Below are 1,040 nucleotides of genomic sequence, written 5' to 3'. Positions count from 1 at the left end.
TTACGAGCTGGTGCGTGATAGCGGCTGATGCGTCGTTGCTGGTGGCTGGCATGATCCAGGTGTGACGATCATGGTCGACCGGACGGTTCTCGCGCATCAGTTGTTCACGGGCATCTCTCGGCATCATCTCGCCTGCCTGGCTCAGGAGTTGGCCGGGCCGTGGCAGGCAGGTGTCGAGGGGCGCCGTCATGAAGCACGCGGCGGGGCCAGGAGACGGGCTGCGGGGGCCGGCGCCCGGCATCAACTGGTCTTCGTGGACCGCCTGGTCGCCACCCTGATTCATCTGCGGCACGATCTGCCGCACTCTGTTCTCGCCCTGCTGTTCGGTGTCGACCGCTCCACCGTCACCCGGGCCGTCGGGGAGATACGAGCGCTTCTGGCCGAGCGGGGATGCGCGGTCCCCGACCGCCCTGGTATGCGGCTGCGGACCCTGGCCGATGTGTTCGCCTATGCCCAGACCGAGGGCGTCGAGCTGCGTCTGGACGCCACCGAGATCCAGGTCCGCAGGCCCGTGGCAGGCCGCGGCGGCCGACGCGCGTTCGTCTCGGGCAAGAAGAAACAGAACACCATGAAGGCCACCGTCATCGCCGACTCTCAGGGCCGCACGCTCTGGGCCGATGCCCTGCGACCTGGCCGGATGCACGATGCGACCGCCGCACGCAATGAGGGCATCGGCGTCTGCTTCCAGCACTTCCCCGACGTGGAGGTTCTCCTGGACGACGGATACCTCGGCCTCCGCCGCGACCACCCCGGCCAGGCGATCACACCACCCAGGAAGCCGAACAAGATCGCCCTTCCGCAGGTGCACGCAGCCAGAGAGGAAGCCCGACACAACCACTCATCGAAGCGCATCACCGTCGAGCACGCGCTCGCCGACCACAAACGCTGGAAGCAGCTGACCCGCTGGACCCACCGCCGCGAAGCTCTGCCCGCCACCTACCGGGCCATCGCCGGTCTCGTCTCCGACCGCACCGCCAACGCCTGACCACGACCCCGATCAGGCAAACACGACTCCATCGCTATCACGCACCAGCTCGTTA

1 protein-coding gene is annotated in these 1,040 nt (G+C 67.6%); it reads left to right on the top strand.

Features of this window, described 5'->3' with window-relative positions; all coding sequences use genetic code 11:
* Nucleotides 1-70 precede the first annotated feature (70 nt).
* Complete coding sequence (locus ACFVU3_RS40275) at nt 71-985, top strand: transposase family protein (protein WP_376415247.1); 915 nt, start codon at nt 71-73, stop codon at nt 983-985.
* Nucleotides 986-1,040: the final 55 nt, after the last annotated feature.

The organism is Streptomyces sp. NPDC058052 (genome assembly GCF_042885515.1).
Classification (GTDB): Bacteria; Actinomycetota; Actinomycetes; order Streptomycetales; family Streptomycetaceae; genus Streptomyces.
This window is presented reverse-complemented; position numbering and strand designations above follow the sequence as displayed.